Below are 15,998 nucleotides of genomic sequence, written 5' to 3'. Positions count from 1 at the left end.
GCCGCGAACTCCGCCCCGAATCAGGAGAAACTGCACTCCTCTCGAGCGCTCAGACGAGCATCCCGGCAATGGCCGCGCTGAGCAGGTTCGCCAGGGTGCCGCCCGCGATGGCGCGCATCCCGTACTGCGCGATCAGCGAGCGCCGCGACGGGACCAGCCCGCCGAGACCGCCGAGCAGGATCGCCAACGACGAGAAGTTCGCGAACCCGGTCAGCGCGAAGGTGATGATGATCGCGGTGTGCGGGTCGAAACTCGCCGCCTGCGGGCCGAAGTCGGTGAACGCGACGAACTCGTTGAGCACCAGCTTCTGCCCGACGAATCCGCCCGCGGCCACGGCCTCCGACCACGGCACCCCGATGACCCACATGAGCGGGGCGAAGACGTATCCGATCAGCCCCTCGAAGGTGATCTCCGGCAGGCCGAACAGCCCGCCCAGCGCGCCGAGGATCAGGTTCAGCAGCGCGATCAGCGAGACGAACGCGAACAGCATCGCGCCCACGTTCAACGCGAGCTTGAGCCCGTCGGAGGCACCGGTGGCCGCGGCGTCGATGACGTTGCGCGGTTTGGTCTCCAACGCTTCGCTGTCGTCGACGTCTTCGCTGCTGCGCGGCGCGGATTCGGTGGCGGTCGGTGCCGAGTCGTCCGGGGTCCGCGCGGAGTCGCCGGACTCGGCCGCGGGCTGCTCGGAGTCCGCGGCGAACGTCTTCGAAGGCGCCTTGCCGCGGCCGAATTTGCCCGCCACGTCGCCGAACGTGGTCGGCCGCTTGCCGTCCGCCGCTTCGGCGGAGCGCTCGGTCTCCGGCACGATGATCTTCGCCATCAGCAGCCCGGCGGGGGCGGCCATGAAGCTGGCCGCGATCAGGTGGTCCAGGTTCGCGCCCAGCAGCGCGTACCCGACCATCACCGATCCAGCCACAGTGGACAGTCCGCCGACCATCACGGCGAAGAACTCCGAGCGGGTCATGCCCTTCAGGTACGGCCGCACCACCAGCGGCGCCTCGGTCTGCCCGAGGAAGATGTTGGCGGTGGCGTTGAGCGACTCCGCCCGCGTCGTGCCCAGCACCGCGCGCAGCGCCCCGCCGACGATCCGCACCGCCCACTGCAGGATGTTCAAGTGGTAGAGCACCGCGGACAGCGAAGCGATGAAGATGATCAGCGGCAGCACTTGGAACGCGACCACGGTGCTGCCGTCGGTGGGCATCACCGGTCCGAGCAGGAAGTCGATGCCCTCCTTCGAGGAGTCGATCACCCGCTGCACGCCCGCCGAGACGGTGCTGAGCACCTGCTTGCCGGTTTCCCAGCGCAGCACCGCGAACGCGAACACGAGCTGGATGGCCAGCGCGCCGAACACGGTGCGCGGCCGGATCGCCCGGCGGTCGGTCGAGAGCGCGAACGCGACCAGCAGCAGCACCACCATGCCGCCGGCACCCCAGAGAACCTGCACGGCTGAACCGCCTTTCCGTCGATCGATTCGCGGGATGTTCGCATTCCGCCGCAGCCGTCGCTAGACCGGCTGCGGCACGGGAAATGTGGGAATGCCGACGATTTCCGTGCCGCACTCACGCTGACCAGCGGCGTTGGCATTTCCGCCTGCAAGGGGAGTCAGCGCCTGCACGCGCGGAATCCGGCGCGGAAAACGGTGCGAACCAGCGCGCGTCGGTGCCGACCGCGGCGTGCTCAGCGCCGCACTCCGACACCGCCGAAGACGATGTGGTCCTGCTGCTCGTCGTCCAGCCCCTCGTCGGGACGCCAGTCGCCGACCAGCTGCGCGCCCGGCTCGACCAGCTCGAAGTCGCCGAACTGCTCGGCGATCCACGCCTTCGGCCGCGGCACGGCCGGGTTGCTGCTGCTGGCGAACAGCTTCGTCAGCTCGGCGAGCTCGTCCTGCCGCGCGTCGTTGGCGGCGCTGGTGATCGCGATCATGCTGCCGGCAGCCAGCGGTTCGCGGTAGCTGGCGACGATGTCGGCAGGCCGGTCCTCGTCCGGGATGAAGTGCAGCAGCGCCAGCATCAGCACCATCACCGGCTCGTCGAAGTTCAGCAGCCGCGTCGTTTCGGGATGTGCGAGCACGTGCTGCGCGTCGCGCGCGTCCGCGGCCACGATCGTCGCGTGGCGATTCTCCTTGAGCAGCAGGTCGCTGTGCGCCACGGCCACGGGTTCGTAATCGACGTAGACGACCGGGCAGGTGGGGTCGACCGCGTGCACGATCTCGTGCACGTTGCCGACGGTCGGGATTCCGGAGCCCAGGTCGAGGAACTGCCGCACACCGGCGTCCAGCGCGTGCAGCACGGCGCGGCGCAGGAATGCGCGGTTGGCTCGGGCGGAGGTGCCGAGACCCGGATACACCCGTTCGGCCTCGCGGGCGAACGCCCGATCGGAGGGGAAGTTGTGTCCGCCGCCGAGCAGCGCATCGTAGACGCGAGCCGCGCTGGGCGTGTTGATGTCGACGTCCTCGGGAACCCACTGCCGGTCCATCCCCGCTCCTCCGATCGCCTCGTGAATGCGGTTCAGGATGCCGCAAACCGCGTCGCGATCGGTCTCGGGATGATCACGAAGTGGCGGTGCGTCAGGTCCCGTCGTCGATGGCCGGGTTGTCCTGCGTGGAGCGTTCGGCGGCGATGCGGACGCAGCGCATGCACGGCATTCCGGTGGATTCCTCGATCAGCGACGGATCCAGCGGCATCCCGCACAAGGTGATCAGCACGCCCCGCGGGGTCCAGGCGGCTGCGTGCACCACGCGGGAGCGTTCGCCGACGACACCGGCGCGGTAGCGCACGTTGAGCACGGTTCGTTCGGGGGGCGGTTCGGCGCCGAGCACTTCCGGCTCGGATCCGGATTCGCGGGATGCGGACACGTCTATCACCTGACTTGGTAACGGTAGGTGATCGCTTTCTCCGCAATCTACGGCTCTCCCGCACTATGGAGTGACAGGCTTGTGACAGTGCGCGCACCGGGTGCCACACCAACGTGTGTCACCTAGTCTGGTGTTCCGCAACGGACGTGGACGGAAGGAGCACGGTGGCTCGGCCGGATCAGGGACTCGCCCTCGGTGAGCGGGTCGCGATGGCGCGGAAGGTCGCCGGGCTCAACCAGCAGGCGCTGGCGCAGCGCGCGAACTACAGCACCAGCATGGTCCGCGCCGTCGAACAGGGCAGGGAGCCCGGTTCGCCCGCGTTCGTCGCCGCCATCGCCCGCGCACTCGGCATCGAGCCCGAAGAGCTCTACGGCCAGCCGTACCGGCAGACCCTCGACGACGACGGTGGCGTGCCACCGGGTTTGACGGAACTGCGCACGCTGTTCGCCGAAGGCCGCTACGCGGCATCGCTGGACCCGGGACCACCTGCGGAACTGGCCGCCGAACTCGCCAAGGCGAGGAGTTTGCGGCACTCCGACCGGGCACGTCAAGGAATCGAACTGACCCCGGCGTTATTGCGCAGGCTGGGCGGCGCGGTGCGCGAGGCCACCACGGACTCCGCGCGCGAACGCGGCTACCGCCAGCTCGCGCAGGCATACGCCAACACCGCGCAACTGCTCTACCGGTTCGGGTGGATCACGCTGGCCACCCAGGCGGTGGATCAGATGGAGAACTCCGCCGAACGCAGCGACGATCCGCTGCTGGCCGCGCACGCCGCCCAGCACCGCGCGCTGATCCTGATGTCCTGCGCGGCCTACGACACCGGCGCGAAGCTCGTGGGGCATTCGCTGAACCTGTTGGCGGCGCGGCCCGAAAGCGAGGAAGTGCTTGCACTGCGCGGATCGGCGCACCTGCGCGGTGCCATGATCGCGGCGCGGGACTGCGACGTGGCCCGGGCTCGGGAGCACATCGCCGACGCCCGCGCGATCGGCGCGCGCCTCGGGCATTGCTCGAGCGCTTACGACACCAACTTCGGCCCGGGCAACGTCGAGATCCACGATGTCGCGGTCTCGCTGGAAGCGGGTGATCCGGGTCGCGCGGCCCGCGACGGCTTCGCGCTGGAACTGCCCGATGACATGCCGGCCAACCGCATCGGCCACCACTGGCAGGACGTGGCCCGCGCCTGGGTGCTGGCAGGCGACCACGGCAACGCGCTGCGCGCGCTGAACAACGCTCGCCGCATCGCGCCGCAGCAGACCCGCTACCACCCGCAGGTGCGCGAAACCGCCCGCGCCATCGCCACCGCGGAGCGCCGCAAGTCCGACAGCATCGCGCACTTCACCAACTGGCTCGGCCTGAAGGTCTGAGCCGTTCGGCACCGGAACGCACAACGCCCCGGAAACGCGCGCGGCTTCCGGGGCGTGGCAAGGAGTTGTGCCGCTCAGCGGTCGTAGCGGCCGTCCTTGATCGCTAACAGGAACGTCGACCACTGCTCACCGTTCGCGGTGAAGTGCCCGGCGGCGCGGTCCTTGGTGTCGCGAACGGCGGCACCTCCGTCGGCGGTTCGGCTGATTTCTACGCAGTTGTCGTTCGGTCCCGAGCGGGTGGACTTCTTCCAGCGGGTGATCGATGTCTTCATTTCCGGTCGTTCTCCAGTCGTAGAGGAACGTTGGACCGCGGAAGTGCTCAAGATGGATCGTGGGCGCGCTTGCTCGAACTCGAACAGCACGAACGCGCCATTATGCGCGAGCGTCCATCGCATGGCGCTGGCGGGAAGTACGTGCAGTGCGACGCTCGGACCGTCCGCGCCCCGCCTCCACCGCTCCAACGGCAAGGAGTGAACGGACTGTTCGTCCCACTAGATTGGTCGAACGGTCCGTTCACTCGGCGCGGTGCTGCGGCGCTGGCGAGGTGTGGAGGCCGCTGCGCAGCGGTCGGCCCGCATTCGGCACCCTTGGAGGCATGGTCAGCATCAAGGACGTCGCCGAGCGCGCCGGGGTTTCGGTGGCGACCGTGTCCAACGCGCTCAACCGGCCCGACCGGGTTTCGGTGAGCACCCGCAGCCGGGTGCAGTCCGCGATCGACGAACTCGGCTACGTCCGCAGCGAATCCGCCCGCCAGCTCAGAGCCGGGCACAGCCGGATGCTGGCGCTGCTGGTGCTCGACATCGGCAACCCGTTCTTCGTCGACGTGGCTCGCGGTGTGGAAGCCGCGGCGCGGGAGCAGCAGCTCGGCGTGATGCTGTGCGACTCCGCGCAGGATCCGGCCGCCGAGGCGCTGTACCTGTCGCTGTTCGCCGAGCAGCGCGTGCGCGGCGTGCTGGTCACGCCTGCCGACGAGCACGGCACGAGCTTGGATTCGTTGCAGCGGCAAGGGATTCCGTCGGTGCTGGTGGACCGGAAGATCTCCAGCGAGCGGTGCTGTTCGGTCTCGGTCGACGACGTCGCCGGGGGAGCGCTGGCGGTGCGGCACCTCGTCGATCACGGGCATCGGCGGATCGCCTACGTCAGCGGACCCGCGCACCTGTCGCAGTGCCGGGACCGCCACGTCGGTGCGTTGCAGGCATTCCGCGACTGCGACTTGGACGAGGACCTGCTGAGCACGATCGAGGAGCCGGCGCTGGACGTGGCCTCCGGGCGCGACGCCGGTTCGCGGCTGCTCGGCAGGCCCGATCGGCCCTCGGCGGTGTTCTGCGCCAACGACCTGCTCGCGCTCGGGCTGTTGCAGGCGCTGTTCGCCGCGGGCGTGCGGGTTCCGGAGGACATCGCGCTGGTCGGCTACGACGACATCGAGTTCGCCTCCGCCGCTGCCGTGCCGCTCACCTCGGTGCGCCAGCCCGCTCACCGCATCGGGTACAAAGCGGCCGAGCTGCTGCTGGCCGACACCGCCGGCGCCGAGCAGCATGTGCACCAGCAGGTCGTCTACGAGCCGGAACTGGTGGTGCGTCGTTCCTCGCTCGCCAAATCCGCGGAGTGACCGGCGCTTCCGCCAATCCACCAGGAACCTGCCCGACACACCCGTTGGCCACCCGATCAGCCCAATCAGAACCCGGACAGTGCCGAGGGAACGGACCGCTGGTCCGAGAAGAATGGTCGAACAGGCCGTTCACTCGGAAAGGAATGGAGTGGTGCGCGGGCGTGTCGGCCGGTGCCCGGATGGTGGTTGACCGGGGCAGGCCGCCGATCTAGCGTCGCTGCGATTCGGCGAGTTCTCACACGTGCACGTCGGCACGCGTTTCGGCGGACGGCATTCAACGGCGAATGGCGGGAAGTGACCCGATGGACACCGCGGCAAGCAGTGCGCCGGGCGAAAGCGCGGACGCCACCGCGGGCAAGCCCAGCCGGAAGATCTGGAAGTGGACCGCGCTCGCCTCGATGGCCTCCTACATCGACGCGGGATCGATCGTCGCCGCGGCGGCCGGACTGCCGCTGTGGGAGAGCCATCTCGGGCTCGGCGCCGGCACCGTCGGCCTGCTCACCGCGTTCAGCTCCAACGCGATCTCCGCGGCCGTCGGCGCGCTGATCGGCGGCAGGCTCGGTGACCGGTACGGCCGCAAGCGGATCTACGCCTGGGACCTGCTGGTGTTCGCGTTCGGCATCCTGTGGATCGTGTTCGCGGTGAACACGCCGATGCTGTTCATCGGCTACGTCATCGTGGGTCTCGCGGTCGGCGCCGACCTGCCGACTTCGCTGGCGCTGATCGCCGAGTTCGCACCCGGCCGGTCCCGCGGCAAGCTGATCGGGCTGACCCAGGTCGCCTGGAGCCTCGGGCCGATGTTGACCGCGCTGCTGGCGTTCGCCTTGGCACCGCTGGGATTGCTCGGCGTGCGCATCGTGTTCGCGCACCTATTCGTGGTCGCGGTGGTCACCTGGTACCTGCGCCGGAGCATGGTCGAGTCCGCGCATTGGGTGCGTGCTCGCGAGCGGGCCCGCGGCTCCGGGGACCCGATGGCGCTCGGCCGGCTGCGCGACCTGTTCACCGGGAACAACCTGCGGGCGCTGGTGTTCACCGGCGCGATCTACGTGCTGTGGAACACCGCGGCGGGAACCGCGGGCGCGTTCCTGCCGTACATCCTGCAGCGCGCCGGCAACGCCGATCAGGCGACGAGCGTCGGGATCCAGGTCCTCAACTACGCGCTCACGATGCTCGCGGTCGCCTTCGGCTTCATGCAGCTGGCGGACGGGCGGCGGCGCCGGACCGTTTTCGCCGCCGGATCCCTCATGCAGGTGGCGGCGTTCGGCTGCTTCGTGTTCCTGCCGATCGGGACCGGAGTGGCGGTGGCCAACGTGGCGCTGTTCGGCATCGGCGCGGCGTTCGCCGGTGAGTCGTTCTACAAGCTGTGGTCGCAGGAAATGTTCCCCACGATGTTGCGCGCCACCGCGCAGGGCCTCACGTTCGCGTTCGCCCGGATCTTCCTGGGGTTCTGGAGCCTGCTGGTGCCGCTCATGATCGCCTCGTCGTTCGGGGTGGCGGGCATGTCCGCGATCATGATGGGGATGCTGGTGCTGTTCTCCGTCATCGGGCTGCTCGGGATGCCCGACTCGGCGGGCCGCTCGCTGCGCGAACTGGAGCAGGGACCGTCCACGCCGGGCACCGCCGAAGGTGTTGAATCGAACCGGTAAAATGATCGACTCAGCGTAGTCGAATTGCGCATGATTCCCTCGATCGAATGGCTTTCCATTCATTTTCCTGGGCGTCGCCGAGAAAGTCGCTTAATTGTTACCGGCGGCAATGCGCCAAATCTCCGATGGCGCCGCGGCCTCGACGTTCAATCGATCCGTACGGCCCACATTTCTTCGTGCGGAGGGTTCCATGCGTCAATTTCGGGGGGCTGCTCGCAGGTTCGCGGCAGCCGTAGCGGTCAGCACCGTCGCCGTCGGCACAGCGATGATCGGCACACCGGCCTACGCCGCGGAAGCGCACTACGCGGCGCTCGGCGACTCCTACGCCTCCGGTACCGGCACCAGGGAGTACTTCGAGGACAGCGGCGACTGCCAGCGCGGCCCCAAGGCGTACCCGCAGCTGCTGGCGGACGCGAACAGCCCCGCGTCGTTCGAGTTCGCCGCTTGTTCCGGGGACACCACCGACGACCTCAACGCCGGCCAGCTCGGCGCGTTGTCCGCGGAGACCACGCTGGTCACGGTGCAGATCGGCGGCAACGACGTCGGGTTCGCCAAGACCATCAGCAGCTGCCTGCTCGGCAGCGACGAGGGCTGCGCCTCCGCGGTCGCCGCGGGCGAGGCCAAGGCGCGCGACGAGCTGCCCGGCAAGCTCAAGACCACCTACGACAACATCCGCGCGGCCGCCCCGAACGCGGAAGTCGTGGTCGTTGGCTATCCGCACGTCAACGAGCTCGGCGACTGCGACATCCCCGGCTACACCGAAGCCAAGCGCAAGAGCATCAACGCCGGGTCGGACGTGCTGGCCGAAGTGATCTCGGCGCAGGCGGAGTCCGCCGGGTTCAGCTACGCCGACCCGCGGGAGAACTTCGCCGGGCACGGGGTGTGCGGCGGCTCCGAGTGGATCAACGGGCCGAGCAGTCCGCTGACGGAATCCTTCCACCCCAACGTGGCCGGCCACGCCGAGGGCTACCTGCCGACCGTGCAGTCGATCACCGGATGACGCGCTGCTCCGGCGCTCGCCGCTCGCGGGCGCCGGAGCCCGGCTCGTTGACGGCGGGCTCGGGTGCGATCGGCGCGTCCAGCCAGCGGCCGAGCCGCCGCACTCCGGCGTAGCCGAGCGCGGCGGCGGACCCGAGCGCGGAGAGGATCACGAATCGGCGCACTGCGGAACTTCCTTCCACTCGTGCGGAACGCTGAGGTGGTGCGCGGTGAGCATCACCGCGAGCGCCTCGGCGAGCTCGTGCCACTCCTGCTGCAATCTGCGCCGCTGCCCGGGATCGCTTTGCTGCACGGTCTCGATGACCTGGCGGATGCTGGTCGGGGCGTAATAGGTCACGTCGACTCCATCGAGTGGGCGGGTGCGGGCCGCCGGGTTTGCCGAGATCGGAGGCGGACGCTACAAGATCCGCGCACCGGCTCGGGCCGATCGACCCGCGCTCCACTCGGATGAGTGATCAGGCGGCCTACCGCCAGGAGTCCCGTGCTCGAGACGAGCTGAACCTCTTGCGGTTCAGCCGACGCACCAGGAGTTCCGGATCAGGAAGCGGGCGCGGGTTCCGGCGATCCGGCGAACGGGATGCTCTGACCGGCGGTTTCGCCGGAGACTCCCGCCGGGTGCTGCCACAGGCCCTTGCGCTGCAGGATCGGCAGCACGCCCTCGCCGAACCAGTACGCCTCCTCCAGGTGCGGATGACCGGAGAGGATGAACTCGTCCAGGCCCAGTGCGTGGAACTCCTCGATCCGTTCGGCGACCTCGGCGTGGCTGCCGACCAGCGCGGTGCCCGCGCCGCCGCGCACCAGCCCGACCCCGGCCCACAGGTTCGGGTAGATCTCCAGATCCGAGGCGGAGCCGCCGTGCAGGTCCAGCATCCGGCGCTGGCCCTCGGACTCGCTGCGGTTGAGCCCCGCCTGCACCTTGTTGATCGTGTCCCGGTCCAGCGCGCCGACCAGCCGCTCGGCCTCGGCCCAAGCCTGCTCGGAGGTGTCCCGGCTGATCACGTGCAGCCGGATGCCGAACCGCGGTTTGCGCCCTTGCGCAGCCGAGAGCCCGCGGATCCACTCGATCTTCTCGGAAACCTTCGCGGGCGGCTCGCCCCAGGTCAGGTAGACGTCGCTGTGCTTGGACGCGACCGTTCCGGCCGCAGCGGACGAACCGCCGAAGTAGACATCCGGCACCGGGTCCGGGGTCCGGGTCAGTTCGGCGCCTTCGACGTGCACGTGCGCACCGCTGAAGTCGACCCGCTCACCGCGCCACAACCGGTGCACGACCTCCAAGAACTCGTCGCAGCGCTGGTAGCGGCCCTCCTTGTCCAGGAAGTCGCCGTAGGCGCGCTGCTCGTGGCTTTCGCCGCCGGTGACGACGTTGAGCAGCAGGCGCTTGCCGGAGTGGCGCTGGTACGTCGCGGCCATCTGCGCGCCCAGCGTCGGCGAGAGCAGCCCGGGGCGGAACGCGACCAGGAACTTCAACCGCTCGGTCACCTCCGCGAGCATCGCGGTGGTCAGCCAAGCGTCCTCGCACCACGCGCCGGTCGGCGTCAACGCCCCCTCGAAGCCCAGCTGCTCGGCGCTGCGCGCGATCTGGCCGAGGTAGCCCAGCGTGGCCGGGCGCGATCCGGCGGCGGTGTGCGTGGCCACGCCGTGCCCGCCGCCGACCAGGTAGCGGCTGTCGCCGTAGGTGGGCAGGAACCAGTGGAAGGTGAGTGACATCAGGCTTTCTCCCGAGAAGTGGTGGGGCCGCGTCGTCCGGACGGGGCTCGGCCGGTGCGGCTCATCGCGCGGGCGCAGCACCGGGTGAGCGGTCTGTTCGCTCAGCTGGATCGGTCGAGCTCGGCACCGCCGATCACGCCGAGCGCCCGAGCACGCTGTCGTGCGGGACGCCGTCGAGGGCCTTGTGGAACTGCTCCAGCACGTCGTCGAGCGGGCCCGCGCTTTCCTCGTGGATGGTGAGGTCGTCGCCGGTCACGGTCAGGTGCTTGTCGATCAGGAAGAAGCTCTGCACCACGTGCCGCGCGCCGAGCGAACTCACCACCGGGCGCAGCGCGTAGTCCAGCGCCAGCACGTGCGCCACGCTGCCGCCGGTGGCCAGCGGCAGCACCGCCTTGCCGCCGAAGCCGAACTGCGGCAGCAGGTCCAGGAAGACCTTCAGCAGCCCGGAGTACGCGGCCTTGTAGGTCGGGGTGGCGAGCACGACGCCGTCGGCGCGGCGCAGCTGCTCGACGGCTTCGGCGATCTCCGGGTCCGAGGTGTCGGCGCTCAGCAGCGCTTCGGCGGGCAGCGTGCGCAGCCGCAGGTGCTGCGCCGGGCGGCCCTCGGCGGTGAGGCGGCGGGCGAGGTGGTCGGCTACTCGTTCGGTCTTCGAGGTCTTCGACGGGCTGCCGGAGATGACCAGGACGGTGGACACGGGTTCTCCTCACCAGGAACGGCCGGTGGGGTGGGCGCGCACCGGCGGTCGAATGACTGTCCACAAAGGAGAGAACTGCGCGCGGGCGCCGCTCTCAGTCCCGGCAGCGACAGCCCTGCGTCGCCACGCGCAGCAGATCCACGTGGCGTCGTCTGGTGAACAGGGCGGGTAGCACGTCGAGCATCGCAACACCGGCCCGGAAAAGGTGTCAACCGCCGGGAACGCAATCCCAACCGGCGGAACCGGGATTCGATCAGTCCGCCGCGCCCCGGCGCAGCCGGGCCACCCGGCGCGGCGTCGGCCACTTGACGTGGCTTGCCCAGCCCAGCTTCTCGAACAACCAGATCACCCGCGCGGAGATGTCCAGCTGCCCGCGCCGCACCCCGTGCCGGGCGCAGGTCGGGTCCGCGTGGTGCAGGTTGTGCCAGGACTCACCCATGCTCAGCAGCGCCAGCGGCCAGAAGTTCGCCGCCTTGTCCCGGCTGCGGAACGGCCGCTCGCCGATGATGTGGCAGATCGAGTTCACCGACCACGTCACGTGGTGCAGGAACGCCACCCGCACCAGCCCGGCCCAGAAGAACGCCGTCCACGCGCCCCACCAGCTGCCGGTCACCACGCCACCGATCACCGCCGGAAGCAGCAGCGTGGCCAGCGTCAGCGGCCCGAACAGGCGGTGCACCAGGCGGATGTCGCGGTCGTTCATCAAGTCCGGGGCGAACCGTTCCCGGTTGGTGAGGTCCCGCTCGAACAGCCACCCCATGTGCGCGTGCCAGAACCCCCGCGCCAGCGCGACCGGCGAGGTGCCGAACGCCCAGGGCGAGTGCGGATCGCCCTCGCGGTCGGAGAACGCGTGGTGCCTGCGGTGATCGGCGACCCAGTGCATCACCGGGCCCTGCACCGACATGCTGCCCGCCACGGCCAGCGCGATGCGCAGCCAGCGCTTGGCGCGGAACGCGCCGTGCGTGAAGTAGCGGTGGAAACCGACCGTCACGCCGAGGATCGTGATCACGTAGAACCCGCCGGCCAGTCCCAGGTCCCACCACGTCAGGCCCCAGCCCCACAGCAGCGGCACCGCCGCCAGCAGCGCCAGGAACGGCACCAGGACGAAGATGTAGACCGCGAAGTGCGCGGCCGAGGACCGCTGGCCGGACATCAGCGGAGGACGGCGGCGGGCTCCTGCTTCCTCGGTGAGTGCTGCGTCTTCGGTGAGTGTTGCGTCCTCGGTGAGTGTTGCGTCCGCAGTGGCAGCAGCGGTCTCGGTGCGTGCCGGATCCGCGGTACGAGCGGGCTCATCGGAACTGCCGCCGGTGGCGGAGAACTGGGGGCTGACCATCGCGCGCTGACCTCCCGGACTGGCGAAATGTCGGGAACCCACGTTCCTGGTACCCGGCCACCTCGGGCAACGAACCCGGACTCACACGATGGTGAACAGTGCGGGCTCAGTGCGTGACGACCTGCGCGAGCAACGTCGAGAACGCCTCGCGGTCCACCGTCGCCGGGTCGTCGGCCAGCCACTCGCCGAGGTCGCAGACGAAGTCCTCCGGAGTGGATGTCTCCAGCACCGCGTCCGCGTCCGGGTCGCCGATGGTGATCTCGCCCGCGCGGTTCGGGTACAGCAGCAGCACCCCGCGGACCTCGACCTCCGGCAGCAGCGCCTCGAACGCCGCGACGCCCTCGGCGAGGCGGGTGGTGCCGCCGCGGAACAAGTGGCCGTTGCGGTAGACGGTGCCGTCGTCGTCGACCTCGTAATGGCCGGGCAGCCAGCGCTTGGAGTCCACCAGCACGAGCCGCCGCCCGCACAGCACAGCGTGATCGACGTCCGCGAACACCGAGCCCGGCCAGGCCAGTCCGTGGAAGATCCGCGCGCCGGGCAGCCGGGTCAGGTGATCGGCGAACAGCTCCGCCGAGTGGCGCTTGACCGCCTCGTCCGCGGCGACCTCTTCCTCGGCCGTGCCGCCGAAGACCACCCCGCAGAAATCGGCGTCGAACAGCCTGTCCGTGCGCCGCGACTCCAACAACCGCCGCAGCAGCACCAGCACGACGACACCGGTCGCCACCAGCACCGACAACCACAGCGCCAGCACCACGCCGGAAAGCCCGACCAGCAGCCCGGCCAACGCCAGCAGGACCCAGCCGCCCGCCAACGCCATCGTCGCGGTGCGGTCCGGCGCGGTGACCGGTACGTAGCGCACCCGCTCGGCCGGATCCACCTCGTGCCACCACGGGACGTCGCCGGGTCGCAGGTCCACCGCGGGCGGGGTGAATTGCGGATCGTCGCCGAAGTCCCGGCGGCCGGGGCGGTAGACCCAGCGGCGCGACGCCGCACGCCTGCCCTGCGCGGGCGCGGGGTCCGCCGGTTCCGGCTCCGGTTCGGCCGTGGTCTCGCCGTCGTAGTCGGCGCGGCGCACCGGGTCGGTCAGCGTCTCGTAGGCCAGCTGCAACATCCGGAAGGTGCCCGCGGTGCCGCCGACGTCCGGGTGCATGGTGCGCGCCAGCGTCCGGTACGCCGTCTTGATCTCCGCGGCGGACGCCGATCTGTCCACGCCCAGCAACTCGTAGTAGTCGACCCCGCGCACGAAACTCCGTCCACCTCCCGCGACCGGTCGGCCACGATCGCGCGGCCATGATAAGCGCCGCCGCCCCGCTGATGATCACCCGTGGGCCGCGCCGCGCAACCGGTTCCGCTGTCCGGGTGAAGCACGCAGTCGCCACGCGAGCAGACCACCCACGGCCAGCGGCAACCAGAACACGAACACGCGGAACACCAGCACCGCCGCAGCCGCCACACCCACCGGAACATCGTAGGAAGCCAGCACCGCCGTCGCCCCGAATTCGACGAATCCGAGCCCGCCGGGCAGCACGCCGACGATGCCGAACAGCGTCGACACCGCGTAGGCCACCAGCGCCACCAGCGGCCGGTCACCGGCGCCGACCGCGGCAAGCGACGCCCACAGCACGGTTGCGCCCAGCAGATCTACCAGGACCCCGAAGCACACCGCGGGCACCGCCGACCACGGGTGCGCACGGATCGCCGCCACCGCGTCGTAGAAGTCGTCGGCCTGCGCGGTGTCGCGCTGCCGCGGCGGGCGGCGCAGCAGGCGGTCCAGGGTCCTGCCCGGCCACACCCACACCCGGCGCAGCACCTCGCGGCTGCGCACCGCCGCCACCAGCGCCACCACCCTGCTCAGCAGGCCGGCGGCGAACAGCACCACCGCGGCGATCTCCGCGCGCTCGATCTTGCCGTCCCAGCACACCACGGCCATGCCCGCGGCCAGCGTGACCACGAACGCGACTTCGGCGGTCTGCGCCGCCGCGAGGTACGCACCGGTGACCCGGCCTCCGCCGCCGCGCCTGCGGGCGTCCGCCGAGAACGCCGCCAAGCCCGCGAGGTTCCCGGACTTCACCGCCAGGTTCAGCGCCAGCGATGCCACCGTCACCGGCAGCAGCCGCGCGAACTCCCGATAGCCGCCCGCGCCGGTGACCTTCCGCGCCGCCAGGTGCAGCAGCACCCAGTTCGCCGTCCAGACCAGCAGCACGAGCACGCCCGCGGTCAACCACGCGCGGTCGGCGTGGCGCAGCGCGCGGCCGGCGGCGGGGAGCTCGTGCCGGTCGGCGTAGATCAGCGCGGCGATCGCCGCTACAACTGCGATCGTCGCGACGACGCGCAACCAGCGGGCGGTCATGCGACTCAGCTTCGCAGCGGTGCCGATGACCCGCCACGGTGCCGAACGACCTGCTCAGGACCGTCTGCTCGGTCCGGTGCGGCAGCTCAGCCGGCTGCGATTGATCCGGCCTCAGCCGCGGGCCGCGTCGTAGCGGCGGCGCGCGGCGTTGCGATCTCGGCGGGCGCGGGAGACCCGGCGGTCCGTCTCGCGCAGCTGCGTGCCGAGGTCGTCGAGTTCGCGGCGCAGCTCGTCGCGGCGGCGCTGCTGCTCCTCGCGTTGCTGTTCGGCCTGGTCGAGTTCGGTCTCGGCCTGCTGGAGCCGGGCCGCGGCGGAGTCGGCGTCTTCGGCGGCCGAGCGGGATCGCTTCGCGGTGCTGCGGCGGGATCGGCCGGTGCGCTTCCGGCCGGGGCGGGTGGCGCTGGAGCTGGGGGAGTCCGCGGCCGGCTCGGCTTCCGCCTCGGAGCGTTCGGCGTTCCGCCGGTGCGCTCGGGGCCCGGACTTCGTCCCGGCGCGGCGGGAATCGGCTCGGTCGCCTTCGGCGCGATCGGGCTGCTCGGTGGATCGCCGGTCCGCTGCGCGCTGCGGCTCTCGTTCGGACTGCTCGGTCTCGCGGCGGGCTCCTCCGCCGGATTCGGCGCCGCGCCGCGCGGAACCGCGCTTTCGTCGCGGCCGCTGGCTTCCGGCGCCGGAACGCCGCACTGCCGCCGCCGAGAGCTCGTCCAGGCCGAACCCGCTGTACTCCAGCGCGCTGCTGAGCACGCCCTCCCGGACCTGCTGCGCCGAGTCCGGTTCGGCGACCGCGGCCGACAGCGTGCTCTCGACCTGGCGCCGTGCCTGCTCGCCGAACCCGCGGCCGCTGCCCTTGACGAGCTGCCCGGCTCGGTCCAGCAACCGCCGTACGAGTTCATCGCGCCGCTGGTCCAGCCGCCGGATCTCGTCGCCGCGCAGTTCCCGCTGCGCAGTGCGCAGCCCGTCGCCCACTTCGATCAGCTCGGCGACCGCATCGGCGTCCTCGACGGCCAGCCGGTTCACCGCCCACGCCGCCGTGGTCGGTTTGCGCAGCGCCCGGATCGCCTCGGCGCGCTGCTCGTCGCCGTCCCGGCGGGCCTGCGCGACGTGCCGGTCGCGGGCCGCGACGAACTCCGCCGGTTCGCCGCGGTAGAGCTCCCGTGCCACGTCGAGGGGCGCTTCGATGGCCATCGTCCCAGCTCAGCACGTGCGAGCCGGGCGAACCAGCCGGGATGGCGGGACCCTTGCGGACATGAGCAAAGCACTGCAACGCCCCCGCAGCGGCACCATGATCGCCGGCGTGTGCGCGGGCCTCGCGCAGCGGTTCGGGTGGAACACCACGCTGGTGCGGCTGATCTTCGTGATCTCCTGCGTGCTGCCCGGACCGCAGTTCGTGATCTACATCGCGCTGTGGATCCTGATGCCCAAGCAGTAGCCCGCGGGCCGTC

17 protein-coding genes are annotated in these 15,998 nt (G+C 70.6%); 5 read left to right on the top strand and 12 right to left on the bottom strand.

Going from position 1 to position 15,998, the window contains the following annotated elements:
• Positions 1 to 49 precede the first annotated feature (49 nt).
• The 3 genes from V1457_RS28575 to V1457_RS28565 form a co-directional block, all read right to left on the bottom strand.
• Positions 50 to 1,444, bottom strand: a complete 1,395-nt coding sequence (locus tag V1457_RS28575) for a NupC/NupG family nucleoside CNT transporter (protein WP_338598180.1) — start codon at positions 1,442 to 1,444, stop codon at positions 50 to 52.
• Positions 1,445 to 1,677: 233 nt separating this feature from the next.
• Complete coding sequence (locus V1457_RS28570; RefSeq protein WP_338598177.1) at positions 1,678 to 2,475, bottom strand: SAM-dependent methyltransferase; 798 nt, start codon at positions 2,473 to 2,475, stop codon at positions 1,678 to 1,680.
• A 91-nt stretch (positions 2,476 to 2,566) separates the two neighbouring features.
• Positions 2,567 to 2,854 carry a hypothetical protein gene (locus tag V1457_RS28565; RefSeq protein WP_200073009.1) on the bottom strand — a complete coding sequence of 96 codons (288 nt, stop codon included), beginning with the start codon at positions 2,852 to 2,854 and terminating at the stop codon, positions 2,567 to 2,569.
• 164 nt (positions 2,855 to 3,018) lie between these two features.
• Here V1457_RS28565 and V1457_RS28560 point away from each other — a divergent pair, with 164 nt between their 5' ends.
• Positions 3,019 to 4,221 carry a helix-turn-helix domain-containing protein gene (locus tag V1457_RS28560; RefSeq protein WP_295143415.1) on the top strand — a complete coding sequence of 401 codons (1,203 nt, stop codon included), beginning with the start codon at positions 3,019 to 3,021 and terminating at the stop codon, positions 4,219 to 4,221.
• A 74-nt stretch (positions 4,222 to 4,295) separates the two neighbouring features.
• Here the strand turns inward: V1457_RS28560 and V1457_RS28555 are convergent, their stop codons facing one another.
• On the bottom strand, positions 4,296 to 4,493 hold the full coding sequence (locus V1457_RS28555) for a DUF397 domain-containing protein (RefSeq protein ID WP_338598174.1): 198 nt from the start codon (positions 4,491 to 4,493) through the stop codon (positions 4,296 to 4,298).
• Between the two features lie 323 nt (positions 4,494 to 4,816).
• Between V1457_RS28555 and V1457_RS28550 the strand changes: the two genes are divergently transcribed.
• The 3 genes from V1457_RS28550 (at position 4,817) to V1457_RS28540 (ending at position 8,476) form a co-directional block, all read left to right on the top strand.
• The gene (locus tag V1457_RS28550; protein WP_295143412.1) at positions 4,817 to 5,830 is read left to right on the top strand and encodes a LacI family DNA-binding transcriptional regulator; all 1,014 of its coding nucleotides are present in this window, start codon (positions 4,817 to 4,819) and stop codon (positions 5,828 to 5,830) included.
• Between the two features lie 302 nt (positions 5,831 to 6,132).
• On the top strand, positions 6,133 to 7,476 hold the full coding sequence (locus V1457_RS28545) for an MFS transporter (RefSeq protein WP_295143410.1): 1,344 nt from the start codon (positions 6,133 to 6,135) through the stop codon (positions 7,474 to 7,476).
• A gap of 190 nt (positions 7,477 to 7,666) precedes the next feature.
• Positions 7,667 to 8,476 (top strand): SGNH/GDSL hydrolase family protein, encoded by an 810-nt coding sequence (locus V1457_RS28540; RefSeq protein ID WP_200073007.1) that lies wholly within the window; start codon positions 7,667 to 7,669, stop codon positions 8,474 to 8,476.
• Here the strand turns inward: V1457_RS28540 and V1457_RS28535 are convergent.
• From V1457_RS28535 to V1457_RS28500, 8 genes are all read right to left on the bottom strand, one after another.
• Positions 8,466 to 8,639: a hypothetical protein gene (locus tag V1457_RS28535; protein ID WP_200073006.1), complete on the bottom strand. Its 174-nt coding sequence runs from the start codon at positions 8,637 to 8,639 to the stop codon at positions 8,466 to 8,468. The genes V1457_RS28540 and V1457_RS28535 overlap by 11 nt on opposite strands.
• Positions 8,624 to 8,812 (bottom strand): hypothetical protein, encoded by a 189-nt coding sequence (locus V1457_RS28530; protein ID WP_200073005.1) that lies wholly within the window; start codon positions 8,810 to 8,812, stop codon positions 8,624 to 8,626. The genes V1457_RS28535 and V1457_RS28530 overlap by 16 nt, the downstream gene beginning before the upstream one ends.
• Before the next feature lie 200 nt (positions 8,813 to 9,012).
• Positions 9,013 to 10,182, bottom strand: coding sequence for an LLM class flavin-dependent oxidoreductase (locus V1457_RS28525; RefSeq protein WP_200073004.1), 1,170 nt, complete (start codon positions 10,180 to 10,182; stop codon positions 9,013 to 9,015).
• A 133-nt stretch (positions 10,183 to 10,315) separates the two neighbouring features.
• Entirely contained in the window at positions 10,316 to 10,876 is a 561-nt protein-coding gene (ssuE, locus tag V1457_RS28520; RefSeq protein ID WP_338598166.1) for an NADPH-dependent FMN reductase, read from the bottom strand.
• Positions 10,877 to 11,129: 253 nt separating this feature from the next.
• On the bottom strand, positions 11,130 to 12,029 hold the full coding sequence (locus tag V1457_RS28515) for an acyl-CoA desaturase (protein ID WP_295143447.1): 900 nt from the start codon (positions 12,027 to 12,029) through the stop codon (positions 11,130 to 11,132).
• Between the two features lie 286 nt (positions 12,030 to 12,315).
• Positions 12,316 to 13,452, bottom strand: coding sequence for a DnaJ domain-containing protein (locus tag V1457_RS28510; protein WP_200073002.1), 1,137 nt, complete (start codon positions 13,450 to 13,452; stop codon positions 12,316 to 12,318).
• Positions 13,453 to 13,527: 75 nt separating this feature from the next.
• Positions 13,528 to 14,559 carry a flippase-like domain-containing protein gene (locus V1457_RS28505; protein WP_338598161.1) on the bottom strand — a complete coding sequence of 344 codons (1,032 nt, stop codon included), beginning with the start codon at positions 14,557 to 14,559 and terminating at the stop codon, positions 13,528 to 13,530.
• Positions 14,560 to 14,670: 111 nt separating this feature from the next.
• Positions 14,671 to 15,741 carry a hypothetical protein gene (locus V1457_RS28500; protein ID WP_338598158.1) on the bottom strand — a complete coding sequence of 357 codons (1,071 nt, stop codon included), beginning with the start codon at positions 15,739 to 15,741 and terminating at the stop codon, positions 14,671 to 14,673.
• A gap of 61 nt (positions 15,742 to 15,802) precedes the next feature.
• Between V1457_RS28500 and V1457_RS28495 the strand changes: the two genes are divergently transcribed.
• Positions 15,803 to 15,985 carry a PspC domain-containing protein gene (locus V1457_RS28495; protein WP_200072999.1) on the top strand — a complete coding sequence of 61 codons (183 nt, stop codon included), beginning with the start codon at positions 15,803 to 15,805 and terminating at the stop codon, positions 15,983 to 15,985.
• Positions 15,986 to 15,998: the final 13 nt, after the last annotated feature.

This window comes from Saccharopolyspora sp. SCSIO 74807 (assembly GCF_037023755.1).
GTDB lineage: Bacteria > Actinomycetota > Actinomycetes > Mycobacteriales > Pseudonocardiaceae > Saccharopolyspora_C > Saccharopolyspora_C galaxeae.
The sequence above is the reverse complement of the archived record's forward strand: the minus strand, read 5'-3'. Positions and strand labels throughout refer to the sequence as shown.